Source organism: uncultured Microbulbifer sp., from assembly GCF_947489355.1.
In the GTDB taxonomy this organism is placed as follows: domain Bacteria; phylum Pseudomonadota; class Gammaproteobacteria; order Pseudomonadales; family Cellvibrionaceae; genus Microbulbifer.
In genome coordinates this window covers 57,940-79,270 of the sequence record NZ_CANLDD010000016.1, presented here as the reverse complement: position 1 = coordinate 79,270, position 21,331 = coordinate 57,940, and the positions used below count along the sequence as shown (strand labels likewise).

The 21,331-nt window shown below is 57.3% G+C and carries 18 protein-coding genes; 11 read left to right on the top strand and 7 right to left on the bottom strand.

The window, feature by feature from the left end; translation table 11 throughout:
- Nucleotides 1-211 precede the first annotated feature (211 nt).
- The 10 genes from rimP (at nt 212) to Q1A48_RS09215 (ending at nt 11,547) form a co-directional block, all read left to right on the top strand.
- Nucleotides 212-676 (top strand): ribosome maturation factor RimP, encoded by a 465-nt coding sequence (gene rimP, locus Q1A48_RS09260; RefSeq protein WP_299943869.1) that lies wholly within the window; start codon nt 212-214, stop codon nt 674-676.
- 43 nt (nt 677-719) lie between these two features.
- Nucleotides 720-2,222, top strand: a complete 1,503-nt coding sequence (gene nusA, locus Q1A48_RS09255; protein WP_299943867.1) for a transcription termination factor NusA — start codon at nt 720-722, stop codon at nt 2,220-2,222.
- A 65-nt stretch (nt 2,223-2,287) separates the two neighbouring features.
- Nucleotides 2,288-5,053, top strand: coding sequence for a translation initiation factor IF-2 (gene infB, locus Q1A48_RS09250; protein WP_299943864.1), 2,766 nt, complete (start codon nt 2,288-2,290; stop codon nt 5,051-5,053).
- Nucleotides 5,054-5,142: 89 nt separating this feature from the next.
- A complete protein-coding gene (gene rbfA, locus Q1A48_RS09245) occupies nt 5,143-5,538 on the top strand; it encodes a 30S ribosome-binding factor RbfA (RefSeq protein ID WP_299943862.1) in 396 nt (131 codons plus the stop codon).
- Between the two features lie 3 nt (nt 5,539-5,541).
- Nucleotides 5,542-6,483, top strand: a complete 942-nt coding sequence (gene truB, locus Q1A48_RS09240) for a tRNA pseudouridine(55) synthase TruB (RefSeq protein WP_299943859.1) — start codon at nt 5,542-5,544, stop codon at nt 6,481-6,483.
- Nucleotides 6,484-6,630: 147 nt separating this feature from the next.
- Nucleotides 6,631-6,900, top strand: coding sequence for a 30S ribosomal protein S15 (gene rpsO / locus Q1A48_RS09235; protein WP_299943856.1), 270 nt, complete (start codon nt 6,631-6,633; stop codon nt 6,898-6,900).
- Between the two features lie 257 nt (nt 6,901-7,157).
- Nucleotides 7,158-9,284, top strand: a complete 2,127-nt coding sequence (pnp, locus tag Q1A48_RS09230) for a polyribonucleotide nucleotidyltransferase (protein WP_299943853.1) — start codon at nt 7,158-7,160, stop codon at nt 9,282-9,284.
- Between the two features lie 132 nt (nt 9,285-9,416).
- Nucleotides 9,417-10,067, top strand: coding sequence for a hypothetical protein (locus Q1A48_RS09225; protein WP_299943850.1), 651 nt, complete (start codon nt 9,417-9,419; stop codon nt 10,065-10,067).
- A 99-nt stretch (nt 10,068-10,166) separates the two neighbouring features.
- Nucleotides 10,167-10,460, top strand: a complete 294-nt coding sequence (locus Q1A48_RS09220) for a GFA family protein (protein WP_299943848.1) — start codon at nt 10,167-10,169, stop codon at nt 10,458-10,460.
- A gap of 118 nt (nt 10,461-10,578) precedes the next feature.
- Complete coding sequence (locus tag Q1A48_RS09215; protein ID WP_299943845.1) at nt 10,579-11,547, top strand: zinc transporter ZntB; 969 nt, start codon at nt 10,579-10,581, stop codon at nt 11,545-11,547.
- Nucleotides 11,548-11,811: 264 nt separating this feature from the next.
- Here Q1A48_RS09215 and panB read toward each other — a convergent pair whose 3' ends face one another.
- The 4 genes from panB to pcnB all read right to left on the bottom strand — a co-directional run bounded on the left by panB (nt 11,812) and on the right by pcnB (nt 15,248).
- The gene (panB, locus tag Q1A48_RS09210) at nt 11,812-12,624 is read right to left on the bottom strand and encodes a 3-methyl-2-oxobutanoate hydroxymethyltransferase (RefSeq protein ID WP_299943842.1); all 813 of its coding nucleotides are present in this window, start codon (nt 12,622-12,624) and stop codon (nt 11,812-11,814) included.
- 5 nt (nt 12,625-12,629) lie between these two features.
- Nucleotides 12,630-13,313 carry a deoxynucleoside kinase gene (locus Q1A48_RS09205; protein WP_299943839.1) on the bottom strand — a complete coding sequence of 228 codons (684 nt, stop codon included), beginning with the start codon at nt 13,311-13,313 and terminating at the stop codon, nt 12,630-12,632.
- A gap of 106 nt (nt 13,314-13,419) precedes the next feature.
- Nucleotides 13,420-13,896: a 2-amino-4-hydroxy-6-hydroxymethyldihydropteridine diphosphokinase gene (folK, locus tag Q1A48_RS09200; protein WP_299943836.1), complete on the bottom strand. Its 477-nt coding sequence runs from the start codon at nt 13,894-13,896 to the stop codon at nt 13,420-13,422.
- On the bottom strand, nt 13,896-15,248 hold the full coding sequence (gene pcnB / locus Q1A48_RS09195; protein ID WP_299943872.1) for a polynucleotide adenylyltransferase PcnB: 1,353 nt from the start codon (nt 15,246-15,248) through the stop codon (nt 13,896-13,898). Before pcnB ends, folK begins: the two co-directional genes overlap by 1 nt.
- 711 nt (nt 15,249-15,959) lie before the next feature.
- Between pcnB and Q1A48_RS09190 the strand changes: the two genes are divergently transcribed.
- Complete coding sequence (locus tag Q1A48_RS09190) at nt 15,960-16,352, top strand: hypothetical protein (RefSeq protein ID WP_299943833.1); 393 nt, start codon at nt 15,960-15,962, stop codon at nt 16,350-16,352.
- Nucleotides 16,353-16,555: 203 nt separating this feature from the next.
- Here the strand turns inward: Q1A48_RS09190 and Q1A48_RS09185 are convergent, their stop codons facing one another.
- The 3 genes from Q1A48_RS09185 to Q1A48_RS09175 all read right to left on the bottom strand — a co-directional run bounded on the left by Q1A48_RS09185 (nt 16,556) and on the right by Q1A48_RS09175 (nt 21,200).
- Nucleotides 16,556-17,947 carry a sigma-54 dependent transcriptional regulator gene (locus Q1A48_RS09185; protein ID WP_299943830.1) on the bottom strand — a complete coding sequence of 464 codons (1,392 nt, stop codon included), beginning with the start codon at nt 17,945-17,947 and terminating at the stop codon, nt 16,556-16,558.
- A gap of 126 nt (nt 17,948-18,073) precedes the next feature.
- A complete protein-coding gene (locus tag Q1A48_RS09180; protein WP_299943827.1) occupies nt 18,074-21,034 on the bottom strand; it encodes an ATP-binding protein in 2,961 nt (986 codons plus the stop codon).
- Complete coding sequence (locus Q1A48_RS09175; RefSeq protein ID WP_299943824.1) at nt 21,024-21,200, bottom strand: hypothetical protein; 177 nt, start codon at nt 21,198-21,200, stop codon at nt 21,024-21,026. The genes Q1A48_RS09180 and Q1A48_RS09175 overlap by 11 nt, the downstream gene beginning before the upstream one ends.
- Nucleotides 21,201-21,331 lie beyond the last annotated feature (131 nt).

The window sequence follows — 21,331 nt, the reverse complement described above, 5'->3', positions numbered from 1 at the left end:
GCGGGGTGGAGCAGCCTGGTAGCTCGTCGGGCTCATAACCCGAAGGTCGTAGGTTCAAATCCTGCCCCCGCTACCAAATTTGCATTCGCGTATACTGACTGCGCGAATGTGCGGTCAAAGCCCCGTCAGGGGCTTTTTCGTATCTGCAAAGAAAATTGCAGAGGTATTTCGAAGTGGGCCGCAGGCCCATTTTTTGTATGTGGTGACGTGGATGGCGGGCAAACGCGAATTGCTGGAAGAACTTCTGGCGCCGGTGGTGGCATCGCTGGGGTGCGAGCTTTGGGGCATTGAATACCAGACCCACGGCCGAAATGCGCTGCTGCGTATCTATATCGACTCTGAAAACGGCATTGCGGTGGAAGACTGCGAAAAAGTGAGCCGTCAGGCCAGTGCGGTGCTGGATGTGGAAGACCCCATCAGCAGCCGGTACACGCTTGAGGTCTCTTCGCCGGGACTCGACCGCCCCCTGTATACCCTGGGGCAGTATGCGCGTTTTGCCGGCGCCCAGATCGAGGTCCGCCTGCGACTGCCCCTGGCTGGCCAGCGCAAATGGCGCGGCCTGTTGGCCGGTATAGAGGGAGATGAAGTGGTGCTGCGTGTGGACAGTGAAAATGAGTATCTGTTGCCAATCGATAGTATCGAAAAGGCAAATATTATTCCCCAATTTACCAAGTAACCTGTTAGGCGCCTAAACGCAGGCGAATTTGAGGCACAGTTGCATGAACAAAGAGATCTTGCTGGTAGCCGAGGCGGTATCCAACGAGAAGGGTGTTGACCAGGAGATTATATTCCAGGCCATCGAAGCGGCACTGGCAACGGCCACGAAGAAACGCTACGACGAAGATTCAACCATAGAGGTGATCATTGACCGCCTTACCGGTGACTACGAGACTTTCCGCAGCTGGGAAGTTGTGAGTGATGACACCCTGGCCGAACTGGGTACCCAGTTCACCCTGGAGGAAGCCCATGAGAAAGATCCGCAACTGGGCGCTGGCGACCTCTATCGCGAGCAGGTGGAAAATGTAGAATTCGGCCGCATCGCTGCACAGACCGCGAAACAGGTGATCGTGCAGAAGGTGCGCGAAGCCGAGCGCGCCAAGGTTGTGGATGAGTATCGCGACCGCGTTGGCGAAATGGTGAGCGGTACCGTCAAAAAAGTAACGCGCGACTTTATTGCCGTGGATCTCGGCAACAACGCCGAGGCACGCCTGCCCCGGGACCAGTTGGTTGGCCGTGAGATTTTCCGTTTGGGGGATCGGGTGCGTGCCATTTTGCTGGAAATCCAGCCGGAAGCCCGCGGTCCTCAGCTAATGCTGAGCCGCTCCTGCGCGGAGATGATTATCGAGCTGTTTCGCATCGAAGTGCCGGAAATCGCTGAACAGGTGATCGAGATTAAGGGCGCAGCCCGCGATCCGGGCCTGCGCGCCAAGATCGCAGTAACCACCAATGATGGCCGTATCGATCCGGTGGGCGCCTGTGTGGGTATGCGCGGTGCGCGTGTACAGGCGGTATCCAATGAGCTGTCCGGTGAACGGGTGGACATCGTGCTGTGGGATGAGAACCCGGCCCAGTTTGTCATCAACGCCATGGCACCGGCAGAAATTGAATCCATTGTTGTCGACGAAGACACCGGCGCCATGGACGTGGCGGTGGCCGAGGAAAACCTCGCCATGGCCATTGGCCGCAGCGGCCAGAATGTGCGTCTCGCCTCCGAACTGACCCAGTGGCAGATCAATGTCATGAGTTCCGATGAGTGGCAGAACAAGCAGGAGGCAGAATCCAGTTCCATCATGCAGGTGTTTATGGACCGCCTGGATATCGACGAAGATGTGGCCACGGTGTTAGTCGACGAAGGCTTCACCTCTCTTGAGGAGGTAGCCTACGTGCCGATTGAGGAAATGCTCGAGATCGAAGGCTTTGACGAAGACATCGCCGAAGAGCTGCGCGCCCGTGCCAAGGACTCCCTGTTAACCCAGGCACTGGCCTCAGAGGAGAAACTGGACGCTTCTGAGCCCCAGGAAGACCTGCTCACGATGGAAGGTATGGAACGCCACCTGGCGTTCCAACTGGCGAGTCGCGGCATTGCCACCATGGAAGACCTGGCGGAGCAGGCAGTGGACGATCTGCTCGATATCGGTGGTCTCGACCAGGAGCGCGCCGCGGCGCTGATTATGAAAGCGCGTGAGCCCTGGTTTGCCGATGACAGCGGTGAGCAAACCTAGGTGCGAAGGCACAAGACAGACAAATAAGTAAACCCCCTCCGACCAAGTGACTTTTAGGAGAGAGAATGGCCCAAGTAACAGTTAGCGAACTCGCCAAATCGGTAGGTGCCACCGAAGACCGTCTGCTCACGCAGATGAAGGAAGCGGGTTTGTCTCACACCTCTGCGAGCGCGGTGGTGTCAGATGAGGAAAAGCAGGTCCTGCTCAACTTCCTGAAAAGCAGTCACGGGGAGCAGGGCGCCAGCCCGCGCAAGATCACGCTGAAGCGCAAGACTACCACGACGCTGAAGACCGGCTCTGGCACCGGCCGTAAGACCGTGAATGTGGAAGTGCGCAAGAAGCGTACCTACGTGAAGCGCCCCCAGGCCGATCTTGCTGCGGAAGCAAGCGAAGGCAGTGCTGCCACAGCAGAATTGGAAGCCCAGGCAATCGAGCAGGAGCGACTGCGGGTCGAGGCGGAAGCAGAAGCTGCCCGCCTTGCGGAGGAAGCACAGCGGAAAGCCGAGGCGGAGGCCAAAGCAGCTGAAACTGAAGTCAAGGCCGCCGAGCAGCCGGAAATTTCGCAAGGCACAGAGGATAACACGGCACAAAGTGTGGAGAAAAAAGCGGAGCCCGCAGCACCGATTCGCTCCAGCTATGTGGATGATATCGAAGCGATGCGTATCGCTGCAATGGAGCGCCGCAAGCAGCAGGCCAAGCAGGATAAGCTTGAGCTCGATGAGAAAAAAGCGAAAGTAGAGGCTGAGCGGCAGCGCACTGCACAAAAGAAAGTGGAAGCCTCCACCAAGGCCAAAGCTGCCAAATCCGAGAAAACTGAAGAGGTTAAACCTTCCTTGCGCCGCAAGCTGGAGGCCGCGCCACCGGGCGACGGTGATCGCACTGAGGAGCAACCGCGCAAGCGTCGCGGCCGCCGTTCCAAGTCCGGCCCGAAAAAATCCAGCAAGACCGCTCTGTTCGATCAGGCGCTGGAAGTGTTTGAAGAGAATGAAGCAGAGAAGCGCAGTACGCGCTCCCTTTCCCGACCCACCCTGAAGATTAAACCGACTCACGGTTTTAAAAGGCCCACGGTGAAGCAGGTATACGAAGTACAACTGGGCGAAATCATCACCGTAGGTGAACTGGCCAAACAGATGAATGTGAAGGCCGGCGAGTTGATCAAGCGCCTGATGAAGATGGGTGAAATGGCCACCATCAACCAGAGCCTGGATCGCGAAACCGCACAGCTGCTTGCCGAGGAAATGGGGCATTCAGTGGTCATGCGCTCCGAGAGCGAACTGGAAGAACGTCTGGTAGCTGAATCCCAGTCACAAGAGGGTGACGATGTTTCCCGTGCTCCGGTTGTTACTGTAATGGGACACGTAGACCACGGTAAAACGTCCCTGCTGGACTACATTCGCAAAACCAAAGTGGCCTCCGGTGAAGCCGGTGGTATTACCCAACACATCGGTGCTTACCGTGTGAAAACCAGCCAGGGCGAGATCGCTTTCCTGGATACTCCCGGACACGCCGCCTTTACCGCCATGCGCGCCCGCGGCGCCCAGGCCACCGATGTGGTGATCCTGGTGGTTGCCGCCGATGACGGTGTCATGCCGCAGACTGAAGAGGCTGTTAATCACGCCCGCGCTGCCGGTGTGCCGCTGGTTGTGGCGATCAACAAGTGCGATAAGGAAGGCGCGGACCCTGATCGCGTTAAGAACGAGCTGGCGGCGAAAGACGTCATTCCAGAAGACTGGGGCGGTGATACCCAGTTTATCAATGTCTCCGCGCACACGGGCCAGGGCATTGACGATTTGTTGGAGGCCGTTTCCCTGCAAGCGGAGATTCTGGAGTTGAAAGCCAGGATCAAGGTGCCGGCCACCGGTGTGGTGGTGGAATCCCGCCTGGAAAAAGGCCGCGGTGTGGTTGCTACCTTGCTGGTGCAAAACGGCGAGCTGAAGCGCGGCGATATTATTCTGGCAGGCCAGAGTTACGGGCGCGTGCGCGCCATGACCAATGAGCACGGCAAGCAGGTGAAGGAAGCCGGCCCCTCCACGCCGGTGGAGTTGCTGGGCCTGGACTCAACTCCGAATGCCGGGGACGAATTCCTGGTGGTGGCGGACGAACGCAAGGCCCGCGAAGTGGCCGAACAACGCGCGCACAAAGAGCGCCGTGAGCGTATGCAGCGTCAGCAGGCAGCCAAACTGGAAAACATGTTTGCCGACATGGAAGCCGGCGAGCGCAAAGTGCTGCCAGTTGTCATCAAAGCCGACGTGCGCGGCTCTCTGGAAGCGATCCTGAGTGCTCTGGCGGATATCGGCAACGAAGAAGTTTCCGTTAACGTGGTATCCAGTGGTGTTGGTGGTATCGCTGAAAACGATATCAACCTGGCCCTGACCGCCGGCGCTATCGTACTGGGCTTCAATACCCGTGCCGATGTTTCTGCGCGTAAGGTCGCCGAAACCGAGGCTGTGGAGATTCGTTACTACAGCGTCATCTACAACCTGCTCGACGAAGTGAAGCAGGCTCTGTCCGGCATGCTGGAGCCGGAAATTCGTGAGGATATCGTGGGTATTGCCCAGGTGCGCGACGTATTCCGCTCTCCGAAGTTTGGCGCCATTGCCGGCTGTATGGTTACCGAGGGTACCGTATACCGCAACAAGCCGATCCGTGTTCTGCGAGACAATGTTGTAATTTACCAGGGCGAACTGGAATCCCTGCGCCGTTTCAAGGACGATGTCCAGGAAGTGCGAAATGGTATGGAGTGTGGTATCGGGGTGAAGGACTACAACGACGTGAAATCCGGTGACCAGATCGAAGTCTACGATATCGTCAAGGTTGCCCGCGAACTGTAAGACTTGCGGCTCGAATCACAGTGAAACCCGCCCGGCTGCTGCCGTGCGGGTTTTCCTGTCTTTGAACTGCCATCTGCTATAGGTAAAAAATGGCAAGAGAATTTCATCGTGCTGATCGCGTCGCTGATGCCATGCGTCGCGAGTTGGCACAACTGATTCAAAAGGAAGTGCGTGACCCGCGCCTGGGTATGGTTAATATCAACGATGTGGAAGTCAGTCGCGACCTGACCGTTGCCAAGGTATTTGTCACATTTGTGGGCGAGGATGACCGCAGCCAAATCAACACTTCGATGGAGGTGCTGAACAAGGCTGCGGGTTTCCTGCGCAGACTGCTGGCACACTCGATCCAGATGCGGGCTATTCCACGCCTGCAATTCCACTACGATGAAACCTCCATGCGAGGCCAGGCACTCTCGGCACTGATTGACAAGGCGGTGAGTTCTGATCGCGAGCACCAAGACAACAGCGACTCTAAGGAAGATTGATCCATGGGCCGCAGACCAAAATGGGGCCGGCCGGTGCACGGTGTGCTGTTATTGAACAAGCCCACTGGTATTACTGCCAACGATGCCCTACAAAAAGCCAAACGCCTTTTTTTTGCCAACCGCGCGGGGCACACCGGCGCACTGGATCCAATGGCAACTGGTGTGCTGCCGATCTGTTTCGGTGAAGCCACCAAGTTTTCCCAGTACCTGCTCAATGCCGACAAGCGCTATCGCAGCACTTTTTGCTTCGGCATGACCACTACCAGTGGCGATGCCGATGGCGATGTGCTGGAAACCAGGGATGCCTCGGATCTCACTGAGCAGGATGTGCTCAAGGCTATGGAAGGGTTCCGCGGTCTTATCAAGCAGATCCCTTCCATGTTCTCTGCCCTCAAACACAAGGGTCAGCCTCTGTACAGGTTGGCGCGCCAGGGGATTGAGGTGGAACGAGAGGCGCGCGAAGTGGAGATTTTTGAATTTGAGTTGCTGGGATTTACGCCCGGCAGCCAGCCCTGCGCCAAAGTGGAGGTGCACTGTTCCAAGGGCACCTATATTCGCAGTATTGCCGAAGACCTGGGCCACGCCCTGGGCGTCGGTGCCTATGTGGCGGCACTGCACCGCAGCGGGGCCGGCGCCTATGACGAGGCCGGCGCAATCACGCTCGATGCGCTTGCCGAGGAGCGTGGCGAAGGCAGGGCGGAAGTGCTGGACTACCACCTGTTATCGGTGGACTCCCCTGCCTCTTCTCTGCCGAAACTCACCCTGCCGGATGACTCCGGCTACTATGTGCGTCAGGGACAGCCGGTAATGGATTTACAGGTCTATCGTGTCGGTGCAGAAGGTGATATGGTGCGCCTCTTCCTGGAAAGCGGTGATTTTCTGGGCGTGGGAGAGGTTACCGACGACGGGTGCGTAGCTCCGCGGCGTCTGGTAACTGGCACTTGAGTGACGGCTGCTCTATTGGTGAAAGCCGGGATGGCGCTGTGAGTGAAAGTGTCCGCGCGGGTTTGCCCGCAATAGCGATTAGCTGGTCTGTAAATATGCACGGGCCAGCCGAATCTTTTAAAGCATATTACGATGAGGTAATGCGTTATGGCACTGACTGCCACTGAAAAAGCAGCCATTCTGAATGAGCACGGCCAATCCGAAGGCGACACCGGTTCCCCGGAAGTCCAGGTAGCTCTGCTGACAGCCAATATCAACAAACTGCAGGGTCACTTCTCTGCGCACAAGCAGGATCACCACTCCCGCCGGGGGCTGATCCGCATGGTAAATCAGCGCCGCAAGCTGCTGGATTACCTCAAGCGCAAGGATCTGAACCGTTACGCACAGCTGATTGCCAAACTCGGCCTGCGTCGCTAAGACCCTGGAATGCCCGCCTCTGGCGGGCATTCTTTTTCATGCTTACTGAAAAGTGGCGCCTTGTCGCTTTTCAGAAGTCGCGCTGCACAGCCCCTCGGAGATTGCCGAGCTGGGGTGCGGCGCCAGCACCGGTCACCCTGGCCGGTGGCGGTACGCCCGCGTACCATCCCGGGCAAGGGGCTTGAACCTCCGCTCGGGCAACTATTGTAGGGGTTACTGGAATGGGCCAGTAACCGTAAGGAAATAGGAAAGAACTAGTGAATCCAGTAAGCAAAACCTTCCAGTACGGACAGCATCAGGTCACCATCGAGACTGGCCGTATCGCGCGCCAAGCCACCGGCGCAGCCCTGGTGACCATGGGTGAAACCGTTGTTTTGTGTACCGTTGTTGGTGCCAAAGAAGCCAAGCCTGATCAGGGCTTTTTCCCGTTGTCCGTGCATTACCAGGAAAAAGCCTATGCGGCCGGCAAGATTCCCGGTGGTTTCTTCAAGCGCGAAGGTCGCCCGTCTGAAAAAGAAACCCTGACCTCCCGCTTGATTGATCGCCCGATTCGCCCGCTGTTCCCCAAGGGCTTTATGAATGAAGTCCAGGTGATGCTCACGGTCCTGTCCGCAGAGAAGGATGTGGACCCGGATATCGCCGGTATGATCGGTACTTCCGCAGCACTGTCAGTATCCGGTATCCCCTTCGCCGGCCCGATCGGTGCTGCGCGTGTTGGCTACACCCAGCAGAATGGTTACTTGCTGAATCCGAGCTACAGTGCCCTGAAAACCTCCGAACTGGATATGGTGGTAGCAGGTACCAAAGACGCTGTACTGATGGTGGAATCTGAGGCTAAAGAGCTGCCGGAAGATATCATGTTGGGTGCGGTGCTGTACGCGCACCAGGAAATGCAGGCCATTATCAAGGTCTGTGAAGAGCTGAAGGCGGAAGCCGGGAAGCCCACCTGGGACTGGCAGCCAGAAGCGGAAAACACCGCACTGAAAGCCGCTCTGGAAGGCCAGTTTGGCGATAAGGTAGCGGAAGCTTACCGCATCACCGACAAGCAACAGCGCACCGCCCGCCTGGCCGAACTGCGCAGTGAAGCGGCAGAGACTCTGACCTTTGAAGAGGTCGATGCCGGCGCTATAAAGAGCGACTTTGGCAAGCTGGAAAAGAAAATTGTCCGTGGTGCAGTAGTGCGCGGCGAGCCGCGTATTGACGGTCGCGACACCAAGACAGTACGCCCGATTAGCGTTGAGATTGGTGTGTTGCCGAAAGGCCATGGTTCGGCACTGTTCACCCGTGGTGAAACCCAGGCCCTGGTCGTTGCAACCCTCGGTGCTACCCGTGATGCACAGATCATTGATGCTTTGGAGGGTGAGCGCAAAGACTACTTTATGCTGCACTATAACTTCCCGCCCTACTCTGTCGGTGAGACGGGTCGTGTTGGCGCTACCGGTCGCCGTGAAATCGGTCACGGCCGCCTGGCCCGTCGCGGTATTGCGGCTGTGTTGCCCGATCCGGAGAAATTCCCGTATACCTTGCGTGTCGTTTCCGAAATCACTGAATCCAACGGTTCCAGTTCCATGGCTTCCGTTTGCGGTTCCAGTTTGGCGCTGATGGATGCGGGTGTGCCCCTGAAGGCGCCGGTGGCCGGTATTGCCATGGGCCTGGTGAAGGAAGATGAAGGCTATGCGGTGCTGACCGATATCCTCGGCGACGAGGACCATTTGGGTGATATGGACTTCAAAGTGGCCGGTACCGCCTCCGGTGTAACCGCGCTGCAAATGGATATCAAAATCGAAGGGATCACCGAAGAGATTATGGAAACCGCCCTGGAACAAGCCTTGCAGGCGCGCCTGCACATCCTTGCGGAAATGAACCGGGTGATTGAATCCTCCCGCGCCAGCGTGAATGAGAATGCGCCGCGCTATGCAACCCTGAAAATCCAGCCGGACAAAATTCGCGATGTGATTGGCAAAGGCGGTGCGACTATCCGTTCCATCACCGAAGAGACCGGTGCCTCTATCGATATCGAAGATGATGGCACTATCAAGGTCTTCGGGGAAGATGGTGAGAGCCTGGAAACCGCAGTGACCCGCATTGAGGAAATCACTGCGGAAGCCGAGATCGGGACTATCTACGAGGGCACTGTGGTGCGTATCGTGGATTTTGGTGCTTTCGTTAACTTCCTTCCGGGTAAAGACGGCCTGGTACACATCTCACAGATTGCCGATGAGCGTGTGAATGCGGTCACCGACTATCTGAGCGAGGGCCAGAAAGTGTTTGTGAAGGTGCTTGATGTTGACCAGCGCGGACGTATTAAGCTGTCCATCAAGGAAGCCAAAGCCGAGCAGACAGCCGCGGCAGAGACGGCGGGACAGGGAACCGACAAACTGTGAGCCTGCAAAGCTGAAAAAAACCCGGCCTCGCGCCGGGTTTTTTTATGGCTTTTTTTGCGGATGAAAGGGCCGGGTCATTGTCTGTTCCCACGGATTTTCAGCTAGAATTTGGGCGAAAAGGAGAGGGTAACCGTGCACAATCTTTGGCTTCTGGACCTGATGCTCGGTCTCACTGCCCTGTTGATTGCCAATCAGTATTGGTATTTGACCCGCGCGCACTTTCAGTCGGCGGCCCTGATGATGGTTGTTGCTCTTGTCCTTATGGCCCTTGCTGCGATTGCGGGCGCCTACCGCTACGGTATAGACCCCGGCGTGACTGAACTGCACCGGGCACTCACTCGCCTTTCCGGCTTCGCCGTTCTCCTGCTAATTGGCATCGGCCTGTTTTGGGTGCGTCTGGGTTTGCGCTGGGGTACGGACAAGCGCGCGCCAGCCTATGCGGTGGTGGCAGTGGTCCTCGCATCATCGATCGGTCTCGGGGAAAGCGGCCTGATGGCGCCCCGTTCGGTAGTCGATCTGTACTCGACGCTGGGTCTGCTGTTGTGGCTGCTGGTGGCGTTACTGGAATGGGTTTCACCACGCCGACTGAGCCGTACACAGGCTTTTGTGCTGGGTGGTGGCGCTGTGCTGGTGGCCGTTAACGGACTGTTTGTCGGCACCGGTGCCACACAACTACTGGGCCTGGCGCGCACCAACTGGTTCCATCTGTTGTTGGCTCTCTCGCTGTTCTCCCTTTTGAGTGCGCGTCCCTTGTTTGGTCTGGATAAATCTGCCGGTGCGTGAGATAACAACCAAACTACAAGGTGGTTACCACTGCGGCGCCGAGCGTTTTCGTGGATTACACAGGCACAAAGACGGTGAGCCCAGGCCTGTCACTACTCCATGGGCAAAAAGTGCGCTTACCTGCACCTGATTGTGCCTACACAGAATATTGAGCTGATATGCCGGGATGCGGCCCGCAGTGGTTACACTTTTAATATCGGCGTAGCAAAACACTATTTCTGTTGTCACCGCAGGGTGAAATCTTTTTACATTCCGCATTCAAATCTGGATGGCTACAGTCTCAATACGCGCTGCCTGGATGAATGCCTGCGGGACATGCGGGGAGAGTCTTTCGACGAGCAGAACCGGGAGCAACCTGCGGCTGAGGTGGCGCACCTGAGTATGATTGGGTAGCCCATCCGGCGTAACAGTTTGCAGCAGCGCGGCCAAATGGGCTGGTGCAAAGCGATTAAACACTCCCCCTGGGATGCGTGCAGTTCCGGGGAGGAATTGCAAAAGGAAGCGCATATCCGTGCAACCTGAGTATATTCATGCAACGCTGCTGGATCGAAAGGGCTCAGGGCGGGAAATGACCTGGCTTGAGGTGGAGGGTTGGCATCCTGGCCAGGGAGTGATGTGGCTCCACTTTGATCACGCTGAGGAAGCGGTCGTACAGTGGATAAGCACTGCCAGCGGGCTGGCGCCAATCGTGGTGGAAGCTCTGCTGGCGCGGCCGATACGACCTCGCACTCTTGCAGTGGGTGACGGGCTCTTCCTGGCCCTGTGTGGGGTGGACCCAAAGCACAAGTCACGTCGGGAGGACCGGGTCTCGATCCGTGTGTGGGTCGAGGAAAATCGTGTCATCAGTATCGGCAAACGGCGCCTGCTGGCAGAGGAGGACCTGATAGCCCGTTTGGAGAGTGGCTGCGGTCCCCAGGGTACCGCCGCGCTGGTGGTTTCCCTTGCGGATTTACTCGTACTGCGCATGAGTGACCGGGTTGAGGAGTTTGAAGAGGGAGTGGATGACTTGGAGGACCGGCTTCTGGAGAGAGGGATGGGGGGCCTGGGAGTGAATCTGGTGCAGTTTCGTAAGAGGACAATTGCACTGCGCCGCTATCTGTGCCTGCAAAGAGAGGTCCTGTCGCGCATGCAGCAAGAGTCTGTACCCTGGTTCGACAAGGAGAGTCATGCATTATTGGGTGATGTCAACGAGCGCCTGCAGCGGAATATCGATGATATTGATACCGTGCGAGAGCGCGCCGCTATTGCCCAGGAGGAACTCCTGAGCCGCAATTCCGACCAGCTCAACAGCCGCATGTACGTATTGTCGATAGTCGCCGCTGTATTCCTGCCTTTGGGATTTTTGACCAGTTTGTTCGGCGTTAATGTCGGCGGTATCCCCTGGGAGGAGTCCGCCAGTGGCTTTATCGTCTTCTGTATTTTTCTGATGGTGGCCTTTGCGGGGCAAATAGCCTTTTTTCGCTGGAAAAAGTGGCTATAGCAATTCTTGTACGCGGGTGTCTGTCGCACTGTTGCAGGTAAAAATTGTAACCATTTGCTGCGAGAGGGCACTGATCATGACCCCACAGATAGCGCGTAGCCCTTTCCGCTTCGGCAAGCTATTGCCAGCCGTCTGAGCCCCGTGTTTCAACAAGGATTCCAAAAATATCTCACCCCAGAAGAGGAAACTGGCCGGAGTCTTCAGTACCGGTAGGATGGCAGGTGGCCAAATGCTGTGGGATTCCGGGGGAGGCCAACGGCAAGCTCATTTGAAAATATGCGAATCGCCGGGGAAGATTCCGAGTTTGACGTCTTCCGCGTATTTGCGCAGTGCACCGGGAATATCCTCGGCTTCCACCAGAAAGTTTTTGGAGAACTTTGGGGGTTGCTCGGTGAGGCCGAGAATATCGTTGATGACCAGCACCTGGGCGTCGGTGTTGCGCCCGGCACCGATACCGATGGTGGGCATGGCAACCGATTCGGTGATGCTTTTGGCCAGGGTTGCGGGAACACACTCGAGTACCAATAGGTCGGCGCCGGCCTGATCCAGTTGGATCGCATCATCCAGGATCTGTTTGGCGTGTTCTGCATCGCGCCCCTGTACCCGGTAACCCCCCAGTTTGTGGACAGACTGTGGGGTTAGCCCCAGGTGGGCACAAACCGGAATACCGCGATCAGTGAGCATCTTCACGGTTTCGGTAAGCCAGGCGCCGCCCTCAATCTTTACCATATGGGCGCCAGCCTGCATGATGCGGGTGGCGTTGGCGATGGCCTGCTCTGGCGTGGCGTAGGTCATAAACGGCATGTCACCCATAATCAGGGACTTCCTGTTGCCCCGTGCCACCGCTTCCACATGGTAGATCATCTGTTCCATGGTAACCGGTACAGTGCTGTCATAACCGAGTACGGTCATCCCGAGGGAGTCCCCCACCAGTACCGCCTCGACACCACTCCTTTGGGCCATGGTGGCCATAGGTGCGTCATAGAGCGCAACGACAGTAAACTTCTCTCCCTTCTCCTTTTTTTTGCACAGGGTTTGAGCAGTGACGAGCCGTTCTAGTTCAAAGGATGTATACATAAGCATTAACTTCCCGGATTGTAATAGTGTCGGCCGTTGCTGACAGTGAGCATGTACTCGACTAGTTGGCGGTAATCTTCTGGATGATTGACAAAATCGATTTCCTCACTGTTGACGATAAGCAGGGGTGCACTGTCGTAGTGGTGGAAAAACCGGGTATAGGCTTCGTTGAGGGTGGCCAGATACTCGTTGCTGATGACGCGCTCGGCGGGGATGCCGCGGTTGCGGATCCGGGTTTGCAGCACATCCAGAGGTGCTTGCAGGTAGATAACCAGGTCCGGCCTGGGTGCTTCCAAGGTGAGATGCTGGAATACCTGCTGGTAGAGCGCGAGTTCATTTTTATCCAGGGTCACCTGGGCGAACAACTGGTCTTTTTCAATCAGGAAATCCGCTACGCGTACCGGTTCGAAGAGGTCGTTCTGGCGCAATGCCTGGATTTGCTGGGAGCGCTGCAGGAGAAAGTGCAGCTGGGTCGGTAGGGCCGCGCCTCTGGAATCGCGGTAAAAACGTGCCAAAAAAGGGTTTTCCTCCGCCCGCTCCAGCAGGGTGTCGTAATTGAAAGTGGCGGCCAGCTTCTTCGCAAGCGTGGTTTTACCCACGCCGATATTGCCTTCCACGGCGATAAACTTGGGCAATGGCTTGCCCGACAGGCTGAACTCACTCGGAGTGTCGCTGTTGTCGATAACCACGTATACAATTCCTATGGCTGGGGCGTCTTCCCGATGGGTTTCAGGCGCAAAAGTACTATCAAGTGGGGCGCTCAGTCGAGTACTTTTCAGGGGCTGAGGTGGTCGATCAGATTTTCTCCAGGCGGTTGTGTGGGCAATTCTGCAGCAGCTGTGCCAATGTCTCCCCTGAGGGCAGTCGCAAATTGGGTGTCAGCTCGGCTAACGGCACCAGTACAAAGTTGCGTTCGAACATGCGTGGGTGCGGCACCTGCAGGCGCAGGCTGTCTATTTGTTTTGGGCCGAACAGCAGTATATCCAGATCCAGGGTGCGGGCGCCCCAGCGCACGGATCGCTCGCGCCCGTGTGCCGCCTCAATGGCCTGCAGTTGCTCGAGCAGGGAAAGCGGACAGAGTTCTGTGTGCAGCTCTGTTACCGCATTGATGTAGTCCGGTTGCGCGCTTGGGCCAAGGGGCGCGCTGCGATAGAAACCGGAGCAGCGCAGCAGTTGGCTTTGCGGGATTTCCCCCATTGCCACCAGGGCATTGCGCAGTTGTTTTTGCGGCTGCGCCAGATTGCTGCCGAGCCCAATATAGGCTGTGTCCATTACCCGCTTGTCCGGGGTTTGCGGTGGCGTCCACCACGGGAGCTGCGGCCGCGCTGATGGCCGCCGCCGTTGCGCTGTAGCTTGCGTACCATTTGCTCGCGCTGCTCTTCATCGGCCTGTTGGAACTGGGTCCACCACTGGCCAAGTCCAGCCTCAATCTCGCCGCACTCTTCGCGCAGCAACAGGAAGTCGTAGGCAGCGCGAAATCGGGGGTGTTCCGCCAGGCGTTGGGCACGACTGCCACCACGCTGGGGCAGGCGGTATTGCAGGTCCCAGATTTCGCGCATGGGGATAGAGAAGCGTTTCGGGATCGCGGTGTGTGCCAACTGGGCACTTGTGATCTTTTGTGCGGCCTGGATCAGCGCCGGTACCGGTGGAATTCCCTTCTCCACCAGCTTCTGCTGTTCCGCGTTCACCGCCGGCCAGAGCAGGGCTGCATACAGGAACGCAGGGGTGACCCGCATGTCCGAGCGAATGCGCTGGTCAGTATTGCGCAGGGCTTGCCGGGTCAGCGCCAGGGCTGTCGCGCTCTGCTCGATCTGGACGGCATTGTCGGGGAACAGATGCTGCCACAATTCGTAACGTCGCAATAATTCAAAGGTGCTTTCACCCTGGCCGCTCATCAGCAGCTTGAGCATTTCGTCGAAGAGGCGGGCGGGGGCGATATTGCGCAATAGGGGCGCCAACTCCCTTAAGGGGGCCTCGGTTTTATTTTCTATGGTGAAATCCAGTTTGGCGGCGAAGCGCACCGCGCGCAGCATACGCACCGGGTCTTCCTTATAGCGCGTAACCGGTGTGCCAATCATGCGGATCAGGCGCCTGTCTATATCCTTTACACCACCGGTGTAATCGTGAATGGCGAAGCCGTTCGTGGTGTAGTAGAGGGCATTGACGGTAAAGTCCCGGCGCTTTGCATCGCTTTCCAAATCTCCGTACACATTGTCTCGCAGCAGCATCCCGTGCTCCGATTGCCTGGCGTTGTGCTCTCCACCGTCAGTGTGGTGACCGCGGAAAGTGGTCACTTCTATGACTTCGCGACCGATACGGGCGTGCAGGATACGGAAACGCCGCCCCACAATACGTGCACCCCGAAACAGTACCTTGGCCTGCTCTGGGGTGGCATCTGTGGCGATATCAAAGTCCTTGGGGTGGCCGTCGAGCATCAGGTCACGCACCCCGCCGCCGACAATAAAGGCTTGGTAACCCGCGTCCTGCAGGCGTTTCATAACCGTCAGTGCTGCGCGGCTGATGTTTTGCCGGGAGATATTGTGGTTGTTGCGGGCGATGACCCTGGGGCCTTGCTTGGCCGGCTTGCGCCAGCGCTGAATACGAGTAATCAAATTGTTGAGCATACGGCTGTCTGTCTCGACTGCTGCCATTCGTGGATGACCGGAAAAACCCTGCTGCGCTTTGGCCACACGGCAGTGGGGGCAGGCTCTGTGCCCATGCTTTTCCACCCTGGGACCCAGAGGGGTGGGGATACTGCTGCTTCTACAGCCCCGGGCTGGCCAGAGTTGAAGTACAAATTAAGGCACTAAAGTGACGCCTGTCTCCAGCGAGCTGGATGTGTGGGCGCGATTCTAACATACCCCATACAATGCGCCCGCAATCTGCGGATGTCGGGTGTTTTGATAATGAAAATAAGAATTATTACAGGTTGGAGAATCCGGGAATCCTTCCATAGCCAGCGGGATAATTTTCCCTGGCACACCAGGCGTTTGTGTATGGGGTTGCCAGGCCTTTTATGAATTGCTCTTTTTTATCCAAACTTGACCCTACGGGCAGCGCAATGTCGTTGCAAGATAAAACAGCAGGCATTCAGCTCAAGCCGGGTGTAACCGGGATCGTTAAATGAAGAAGGGGCTCGCTACCCCCGGGTACCATAGCGGTGAAGACTTCACATGTCTGCTCTGCGGGCGAGACTATCGTGTAAATGGTAAGAGATCTGAGACATGGTTTGAAAGGCCCCATGAAAGTCTGCTCACGTCGCTTGGTATTACAGGAATAACTGTGTACCTAAAGGAAAGCCGCTGATAGAAGGGAGGTGGAGGAAAACGCTTCTTGTGAGAAATGCGGTTGGCAGAACACCCTCGGAACAACTGGTGACTGCCCGACCGAATGAGAATCACTCTTATTTTCTGTATGAAGGTAGCGGCTTCCTTGCGCTCTCAATTTGCAGTCAAGCAAACACCCTATCCCAGGTACAATTCAGTCAGTTTGCAACGCGCTTTTTGTTATTCTTGATTGGGACTTATTCTTATTGTTTATTGTTGTTTTTTCGGTTTTGGTCTCTCATTGCTCTTATTGTCGACCGCCCCATTATTATTATTCTCTTTTGCCCGCTTATTGTGAGTCATTTTAGGGCTTACAACGGTCATTTATTTTTATTGTTGGCCGTTTTTAATTTTTGTATCAAGAATAAAGCACTTTATGTGCCAACTTTAAAAATATTATAAAAATCAATAAGTTATAATCTTTACATATTTTCACGGAACTTTTCTCTGGCTTGTTGCGTTACGGAAGGTGCGGCAATTGTTACTTGTGGATGGGTTGGGTAACACTTGCCCCGATCAGCCTTGGGTTGGCTGCGGCAGTAGGGGTGGGTACGGACGCTGCCGGGCGGGGAGAAGACAGGAAACCCCGAAGAAGATGGGGGAGGTCAGGCCTCGGCGACGGTGCTACGGCGGGTCCTCTTGCGTGGAATCCCCAGTTTTTGCCGCCGCTCCCACAGGCACTTGCGGCTGACACCCAATTTCTTGGCCAGTTCGGTTTCGCTCATGGTGTCCTGGTGCTCGATAACAAAGCGGGCGAAATAATCTTCCAGGGACAGGTCCTCGCGGGGGTCTGTATGCAAGCTGCGAGGACGCGTTGAGCTTCTGGCCTCTTCCACGGGTACCAGGTCGAGATCAATATCCAGAATTTTATGATCGATTTCTTCACTGCTGCTGTCGGTGAGGATCACCGCGCGCTGGATCGCGTTCTCCAGTTCCCGCACATTGCCGGGCCAGGCGTAAGTGGTGACCGCCTGGATGGCCTCAGGGGACAGGCGCAGGAGCGGGCGCTCTATTTTTTTGCAAAATTTTTCCAGCAGGTGCTCAGCCAGTGCCAGAATGTCCCGACCGCGCTCCCGCAGGGGGGCGAGGGTCATCTGTACCACGTTGATGCGATAGTAGAGATCTTCACGAAATTTGCGTTCTGCCGCCAGCTGGCGCAGGTTGCGGTGCGTGGCAGCTACCAGTCGCACATTCACCTTGCGCGATTCAATCGCGCCGATGGGGCGCACTTCGCCCTCCTGAATCACTCGCAGCAGGCGCGCCTGGGCCTCCAGGGGGAGTTCGCCGATTTCATCGAGGAATAAGGTGCCGCCATCTGCGGCAGCTACCAGCCCTTCGCGGGCGCTCTGTGCCCCGGTAAAAGCGCCTTTTTCATAACCGAACAGTTCCGATTCGATCAGGGTCTCGGGGATGGCGGCACAGTTCACCGATATCAGTGGTTTGCCGACACGGTGACTCTCCTCGTGGATGGCGCGGGCAACCAGCTCCTTACCGGTACCCGTTTCACCGTGTACCAGTACTGTGGCATCGGTAGGTGCCACTTTGTGGATGCGGCCATACAGCTCGCGCATTATCCGGCTGTTACCGATCATTCCGGCGATGGAGCCGGTACTCTCTTTCTCCGCCGGGGCCTGGATGCGGCTCTGCTCAGCTTTGCCGACTACCCGGCGTATGGTGGTGATCATCTCATCGTGATCGAAGGGCTTGGCGATGTAGTCCGCAGCCCCCATACGCATCGAGTCCACGGCGGACCTGAGGCTGGCGTAGCTGGTCATGATCAGCACGGGGATATCGCCGGCGGGTTTGAGTAAATCGGTGCCGGGTGCACCGGGGAGGCGCAGGTCCGAGATGATCAGGTCCACCGTGTTCAGGCGATACTTACTGAGTGCTTCGCGAACGGAACCCGCCTCACTGACCTTGTAGCGGTGCCGCTCCAGAAGCTTGCGCAGCGCCGTTCGAATAATGGCTTCATCTTCGACGATCAGGATGTGGCTCATGTGTTACGCCTGGTTACAAAATACTCAGCAAGCGCCTAGTTTTACCTGTGCGCCGTTTCTATGCAACTCAAAAACTGAGAATCGAGCTATATTTGCACAAAATTTAATCGTTTTGAGCCTCCTTCCTTACCCAGCCAGCGGTAGCTGCACGATAAATTTTGCACCGCGTCCACTTTCCTTGTTGGCCGGACTGACCAGTTCCAACTGTCCACCATGTTCCTCGATAATGCTGTACACCATCGCCAATCCCAGCCCGGTGCCCTCTCCGGGCTCCTTGGTGGTGAAGAAGGGCTCGAGGATGCGCTCCCGGTGCTTTGGGGAGATCCCCGGGCCGTCATCGGTAACCGAAACACAGGCGCTACCCTTGCAGATATGGCCTTCAATGCGGATATGGCCTCCGTCGGGGCTGGCGTCACGCGCGTTGCTGAGCAGGTTGATAAATACCTGGATTAGGCGCTGGTTGTCGCCGGGAGCAATCAGGTCTTCTGGCACTGTGTTATCGAAGCGTACCTCAGTCTTGTCCCGCTGCAGCGACAACAGCTGTACCGCCTCCTGCACACAGGCGTACAGATCCACCGGTGCCCGTTCACTCTCCTGGCTACCGCTGTGGGAGAAGTTGACCAGTGAGTGCACAATACGGCTGATGCGCTGGGTCTGGCTGAGAATCTGGTCGGCGGTCTCCAGGACCTCCGGATTGTCGCAGTCGAACTGGAGATTCTGTGCCAGGCAGGCGATACCGGTGACCGGATTGCCCACCTCGTGGGCGACACCCGCGGCAAGACGGCCGACCGAGGCGAGGCGTTCGCTGTGCATCAGCTCCTGCTCCAGAACCTGTGTCTCGGTAATATCTTCCAACAACAGCATCTGGGCATCACCGCGCTCGTTGTGGGTGCGGTTGTTGCGGTCGCGCTTCTGCCGGGTCTTGTGCAGATTGAGCCAGTGGCTGATGCCTCCCAGGTTGACCTGCTGCTTGAAGCGACTGGCATTGGCGGACTGGGCGAACTCTGTCAACAGACCGCGCCAGGGTTCGGTCAGGTAATCCAGTTTGGAGCCGACCACTCCGCTGGCGGTGATGCCGGTGAGATCCTGCATGGCGTAGTTCCACAGCAATATCTCGCCGTCGCGACCGAGTGAGCAGGCAGCCATGGGCAATTCTTCGAGCATCTGGCGGTGGTACAGGCGCAGATTGTTGAGTTCTGCAGCGAGTCCGGTGAGTTGGTGTTTGTAGCGCCCCAGGCGCGTCTCGATCAGGTGAATATCCTTATTGGCCGGTTGATCACTGTTTTTGAAGGGGAAGTGGCGGTCGATAATCTGCCCGGCCAGCACCCGCCCGAGCAGCCCTGAGAGGTTCGCTTCCAGCCGATTGCGCAACTGGCGCAGGGCGTAGGGACGCCGCTCATCGTCCGGCAGGTTGAGTTGGTTGAGGGCGCGTTTGACCTCCAGGCTGGCGGTGGCTGCGCCCAGGCTTTCCGCCAGGCGCAGGCGGAAGTCCGTGGCGGACTCCACGTCCAGCCCCAGGCGCAGGGCCTGGGCGATGGTGTCATCGCTGCACAGGTCGGCGGCGTACTGCTCCAGGCTGCCGGTGCGGGTAAACAGTGACAGGCAGACGAACAGCAGTATGTTGGCACCCAGTGACAGGGTGGTGATCTGGGTCCATATAGACATCCCCAGAGGCATTCGTATTGACGTGCCGGGCAGGGTGATACCATTCAGGTCGAGGATCGACGGCAGCATCAGGCCGCAGCCCCAAATCAGCATGCCCGCGAGCAGACCGCCAATAAACCCGCGGCGATTGCCCCTCGGCCAGTGGATAACCGCAAAGATACCCGGCAGGAACTGCAGGGAACCGATAAACGCCAGCAGGGCCAGATCCGACAGGGACAATCGATTGTTCAGCAGCAGGTAAAAAGCAAAGCCGGCAACGAATAACGCGGCAATCAGGGTGCGGCGCAGCCACACCAGTTGCCGGTACATATTGTCTTCGGAATGCCAGCGGGTGCCCGGCAGCAGCCAGTGGTTCATCACCATGGTGGAGAGTGCCAGGGTGATCATGATCAGTGCGCCGGTGGCGGCGGAAAGACCGCCGATAAACGCGAGCGCGGTGAGCAGTGCGGAGCCGCTGGTGCGGGGTACCGCCAGGGAGAAATACTGTACGGGCTCGGCCACGCCCAGGGCAAAGCCCGCCCACATGATTGGGAAGATCGGCAGTGCCATCAGCAGCAAAAACAGCGGGAAGCCCCAGCTGGCAGTGCGCAGAGCCTGCCTTGTTGGGCGCTCGGCGACACTCAGATAGAAGATGTGCGGCATGGCCACAGCCGTGGCAATAAATACCAGCAGCAGCGTGTGCGAGGAGCCTTGTTCGATGGGGGTGTAGAGCCGCTGCTGCATATCACTGTTTTCCAGCAACCACTGGTCGAGGCCGGAGAAGCCGCCGAATACACCGAACACCGCATAGCCCCCAACGGAGGTAAGGGCAACCAGCTTAACCAGGGATTCCAGTGCCATGGCACTGGCCAGCCCCTCACCGCGCTCGCGGGTGGCACCGTACATACTGGTGAACACTGCGAGTAATACACAGTAAAGGAAGGCGATCAGGTTTTTGCTGGACACGTCGCTGTCCGGCAGTGCCAGTACGGTAGCGCTGTCATGGGACAGCAGTGCCAGGGTTTCCGACACCGCCTGGATCTGCAGGGCCACCAGGGGCATCAGAGCCAACAGCATAAACAGTGTGGTGAGGATGCCCGCCTGGCGACTGTGGTAGCGAAATACCAGCAGGTCCGCGGGAGAGTACAGCTGGTAACGTTGGGCCAGTCGCGCCAGGGGTTCCAGGGCCACCGGGGCGAACAGGAACATGGCGCCGGTGCCCAGGTAGTAGGCCAGCACGCCGTAGCCGTATTGCCAGGCTAAATCGACAATGCCGTAGAAGGTCCAGGCGGATAGGGAGACCCCCAGGGAGAGCACGTATACCACAGGGTGGCGCATCCAGCGCGACGGCATCCAGCCCTTGGACGCGGCGAAGGCGACAAAGAACAGGATGGCGATATAGGCGACACCCACAAAAGCGATATGGGCTATCTCAAAGCTCATTCGACTTGCGCCTCCACTGGATAAAAATCGCCAGCAGGATTAGGACAAACCAGAGGATAAAGGGCCGGTACCAAGCTCCGAAGGGGTTGATCATCCAGGTAAAAATGGTGGGGGAAAACACATAGCCCACCAGCACGAGCAGGATTAACAGAGTGCGGTTGCTCATAAGTCGCTTTGGAAACCCGCTTTGCAGTAAAAATATTCAGTTGCCAGGCCAGGTAGTTGTGCGCAGGGGTAAACCGGCTGTTGCCTGGGGCCGAGCATGACTGGCATAAAAAGGGTAATTGTCAACGCAAT

Bases quoted from the DNA above. Each gene is read 5' to 3' on its own strand.
- nusA (WP_299943867.1), top strand. From the start codon at position 720: ATGAACAAAGAGATCTTGCTGGTAGCCGAGGCGGTATCCAACGAGAAG.
- truB (WP_299943859.1), top strand. From the start codon at position 5,542: ATGGGCCGCAGACCAAAATGGGGCCGGCCGGTGCACGGTGTGCTGTTA.
- panB (WP_299943842.1), bottom strand. From the start codon at position 12,624: ATGTATACATCCTTTGAACTAGAACGGCTCGTCACTGCTCAAACCCTG.
- rbfA (WP_299943862.1), top strand. From the start codon at position 5,143: ATGGCAAGAGAATTTCATCGTGCTGATCGCGTCGCTGATGCCATGCGT.
- infB (WP_299943864.1), top strand. From the start codon at position 2,288: ATGGCCCAAGTAACAGTTAGCGAACTCGCCAAATCGGTAGGTGCCACC.
- Q1A48_RS09185 (WP_299943830.1), bottom strand. From the start codon at position 17,947: ATGAGCCACATCCTGATCGTCGAAGATGAAGCCATTATTCGAACGGCG.
- rimP (WP_299943869.1), top strand. From the start codon at position 212: ATGGCGGGCAAACGCGAATTGCTGGAAGAACTTCTGGCGCCGGTGGTG.
- Q1A48_RS09220 (WP_299943848.1), top strand. From the start codon at position 10,167: ATGGGCAAAAAGTGCGCTTACCTGCACCTGATTGTGCCTACACAGAAT.
- Q1A48_RS09180 (WP_299943827.1), bottom strand. From the start codon at position 21,034: ATGAGCTTTGAGATAGCCCATATCGCTTTTGTGGGTGTCGCCTATATC.
- Q1A48_RS09175 (WP_299943824.1), bottom strand. From the start codon at position 21,200: ATGAGCAACCGCACTCTGTTAATCCTGCTCGTGCTGGTGGGCTATGTG.
- pcnB (WP_299943872.1), bottom strand. From the start codon at position 15,248: ATGCTCAACAATTTGATTACTCGTATTCAGCGCTGGCGCAAGCCGGCC.
- folK (WP_299943836.1), bottom strand. From the start codon at position 13,896: ATGGACACAGCCTATATTGGGCTCGGCAGCAATCTGGCGCAGCCGCAA.
- rpsO (WP_299943856.1), top strand. From the start codon at position 6,631: ATGGCACTGACTGCCACTGAAAAAGCAGCCATTCTGAATGAGCACGGC.